At 42.4% G+C, this 3,448-nt stretch carries 4 protein-coding genes; 2 read left to right on the forward strand and 2 right to left on the reverse strand.

What is annotated here, in order from left to right; translation table 11 throughout:
• Nucleotide 1 precedes the first annotated feature (1 nt).
• Together U9Q77_06030 and U9Q77_06035 are read right to left on the reverse strand one after the other, a co-directional pair.
• Complete coding sequence (locus U9Q77_06030) at nt 2-556, reverse strand: nucleotidyl transferase AbiEii/AbiGii toxin family protein (protein MEA3286916.1); 555 nt, start codon at nt 554-556, stop codon at nt 2-4.
• Entirely contained in the window at nt 556-1,203 is a 648-nt protein-coding gene (locus U9Q77_06035; protein MEA3286917.1) for a hypothetical protein, read from the reverse strand. The genes U9Q77_06030 and U9Q77_06035 overlap by 1 nt, the downstream gene beginning before the upstream one ends.
• Before the next feature lie 658 nt (nt 1,204-1,861).
• Here U9Q77_06035 and U9Q77_06040 point away from each other — a divergent pair.
• Complete coding sequence (locus U9Q77_06040) at nt 1,862-2,305, forward strand: transposase (protein MEA3286918.1); 444 nt, start codon at nt 1,862-1,864, stop codon at nt 2,303-2,305.
• A 145-nt stretch (nt 2,306-2,450) separates the two neighbouring features.
• A complete protein-coding gene (locus U9Q77_06045) occupies nt 2,451-3,398 on the forward strand; it encodes a TonB-dependent receptor plug domain-containing protein (protein MEA3286919.1) in 948 nt (315 codons plus the stop codon).
• The last annotated feature ends 50 nt before the right edge of the window (nt 3,399-3,448 follow it).

Here is a 3,448-nt window from a genome sequence, read left to right on the forward strand (position 1 = left end):
GTCAAGACATATGTGCAAGAGGATCTCTTTGCACATATGTCTTGACTGAATAAGGGATGGGATTGTAAAGTTGGAGCACCTCGGTTTTAAAATCCGGAGGAGGGTCCGTGTCGATCTCCACTTTGATCTTCAAATTCTGAGACCTATTAGTCCTTTGAACGATTTCCGGTGATGCCTCCACTGCCAGGAGACTCTCTTTTGTGTTGGCTTTGAGAAAGGCAGATTTTATAGCTGAGTCCTCAACCTTCTCCTTGGGTCTGAACTCAGATTCAAACCCATACGCCTTCAACTCCCTGACCACGGCATTTTCGTATGCTCCAAGATCAAAATCTTTGTTTGGTAATAGTAGCGAAAAGTCCATATCCTCTGAGAACCGGTCCAGCTTATACATGATGCGCATTGCCGTACCACCATAGAAGGCTGCTTTTTCAAAAAACTTTGCTCGACTCAGACCGAGTAAAGCGATCTCCTGCAGTATCTCTCGTAGTGCCTGGACATATTCCTCCCCTGTCTCAGGTGAGTATTTCTGCAGCATTATCTCTATGGCAGGATTCACTATTCTCCCTTTCCTTGGGTACTCATGATCAGCTGTGCCAAGATCCGGATCTTCCTGGATCTATACGCGTCCGCGATCCTCCGGACCTCATTTGAATCCAACTTTGTCAACGCATCCCATTCGATTCGGAGGTTTTCCTCGAGATAAATACGCATATTCCTCTGTGTGCTTAGCTCCACACCGTGCATAAGCTTCAACTTGTCCGCCAGTGCCTTTTCCGGGGAAGCTATCAGATACGCTCTCCGATTATCGATCTCAATTCGATTCACACCAATGTGATATCCATTTTCTGGAACACGATGGTAGGTAAACATCCCCAGTGTGGTATAGAACTTTCTTGATGGGCCGAGACACACAGCTGTCACGGCTTCTACACGCTCCGGAATCAATCCATGATACTGCAAAGCATATTCCAATGAAATACAGGAGGGTCCATAGATGAGGTTACTCAATATTTCTCGAGAAACCGGCTTGCTTCTGTATCCTTCGCCAAATACATATAGACCCTTCTTGACCCTACGCACTACCCCCTGCTTCATCAGAGTTGTGACATGGTCTCTCGGTTTGGCATAATCACGTAGCTCGTGCATTAATATCTGATAATCGAACTCAGGTGTTTCGATCCTACTCCATATCGCTTGACTCATATTCATATTTCAATCATTAAGGCTTTTTCACCCCTCCTCTTCCTTTGAATATATATTATTATATATAGTATGTCCAGATTTTATGGACATACTATAGTTACTTATTGTTTTTATTTTTAAATAATCGCGAGAAGCTTTGATGTGCGCCTCGGCTAACTTAGCCGGGTACCGATCTCTTCAATTACCTACTCAGTATGGGTTACAGCAGATTCTTGATTTCGTGTAGACAGAAAATGATATACCAATATTGATGGCGTCGCAAAAAGTCCGACCTACCGCGTCCTCGCATTTTTTCAAGACTTTGACATACCACATGTATGTCTGCATCCTTGAAAAAACACGACTCCTTGTAGGATGAAATCTTTGCTTAGCCATCGAATTAGTTTTTTACTGGATCGTCAATATTGACGGAACCGCAAAAAGTTTCTTACGGTTGAATACTTATGAAATACGACCTAAATCCATTAAATACTATCATATACAACATATTGGTCTATGTTCCTATTTATCAATATTTTGCGTCATTTCGACAGGTGGTTCCTGAGCCCCGTCGAAGGGGACTTTTTGCGAGATCGTCAATATTAAATATATCAGTAAGACTGAGTTCGAACTTCCCACAGGTAGAGATCAGCATATCCTTTTGGATGAATCTATTGTCTTGGAAACACCAAAGAGTTATAACCAATACCCCAAAAGGTTACGCCGGATAGCTGTATGGGACGATGTTAACAAAAAAACTATCGAGCTTATCACCAATCAAATGTCTTGGACAACAGCCACCATTGCAGAGCTCTATAAACAGAGATGGCAGATCGAAACCTTCTTCAAGGCTATCAAACAGATCATGAAGATCAAGACTTTCGTGGGAAGTTCAGCAAATGCAGTTCAAATACAGATTTGGACAGCACTCATTTCTATTTTGATCCTGAAGTACCTGAAAAAAATAGGAGAACATGATTGGTCCATGTCTAACCTGATCGCTTTCCTGCGAATGAATCTCTTTGTAAAGATAGATCTGACAGAATGGTTCAACCATCCCTTTGAGGAGAGCTCAAGAGCGGGAAATCCAGGACAGGAAGTCTTCGCATGGGGAAAATATTAAGATGGTGTACTTGAGATGAGAAATAATTGGGTATCATTGTTGTGGCCCAGGCTAAACTCAATATATAAGCAGTTTGATCCTAATGAATAATGGATTAATCTAAATAGATATGATCTGAGACTTTGATCGAGTAGGGAGAATAAGCATGAATACATCAAGATATCTGCTATTTCTATTATTGGTGATAACAACATCAGGACTTGGGCAATCAAACAGTAAAGACCTCAGCGAGATGACCCTTGAGGAGCTCATGGGTGTTGAGGTTATCAGTGCAAGTCGCTATGTCCAAAAATTGGATGAAGCTCCCGCCACCATGATAATCATCACACAAAAACAAATCATTGATAATGGATATTTTGATCTATCAGACATCATAAAAGATCTTCCCGGTATTGATATCGTCGATAATGCCCGTGGGTTTGGCGAATTCTATACAGTTCGAGGGATTGAGGGAAATGACCGGTTTTTAGTGCTTATGGACGGTCAAAAACTAAATCCAGCTAGCGGAACTTTTCTTTCGGTTGGAAATTCTATCTCTATTCGATTTGCTGAACGCGTGGAGATTCTTCTCGGGCCAGGTTCAGTTGTATATGGTGCTGATGCTTTTTCAGGTGTTATTACGATTATCAATAAGCAGGAGGCGTCGGGCAGGGGTATTCAAGCCTATGTGAATACAGGGAGCCAGTCGGCAATTGATGCTGGTGTGCAGTTAGGCAAAACGATATCCGATAATATGTCGATCAACGTCATGGCTCGCATTTTTCAGTCTGACGGACCTGATTTTAGTGATAAAGATAGCATATTCATGAATGTTCAGAACTATTCTGCTCCGCTAACCACTGGTTTTGAACAGCCCCTTGAGGATTATAATCTACTCATTAGCGCCCGGTACAAAGAGATTAACCTATCATGGTATCGGCAGCATTTCGATGAGGGCAATGCTTTGGGAACTCACCCGAAAAGTAACATCTATAACCGTGAAAATAGATGGAAGTTGACAAGTGATATTGTCTGGGTGGTTATTCCGGAAGCTTCGGACACCCATTCCGGAAAGTTTCGGACACCGGATTCGCCCCTGTTCAGGTCGAGCTAGTTTAAGGCGAGGTGTCCGAGAGACCTACTCTGTTTTTGAGTTTTCTCATA

The sequence above is a fragment of the Candidatus Neomarinimicrobiota bacterium genome (assembly GCA_034716895.1).
In the GTDB taxonomy this organism is placed as follows: domain Bacteria; phylum Fidelibacterota; class UBA8477; order UBA8477; family JABMPR01; genus JABMPR01.

Coding starts and splice junctions, on each gene's coding strand:
- U9Q77_06035 (MEA3286917.1), bottom strand. CDS start 1,203: ATGAGTCAAGCGATATGGAGTAGGATCGAAACACCTGAGTTCGATTAT.
- U9Q77_06045 (MEA3286919.1), top strand. CDS start 2,451: ATGAATACATCAAGATATCTGCTATTTCTATTATTGGTGATAACAACA.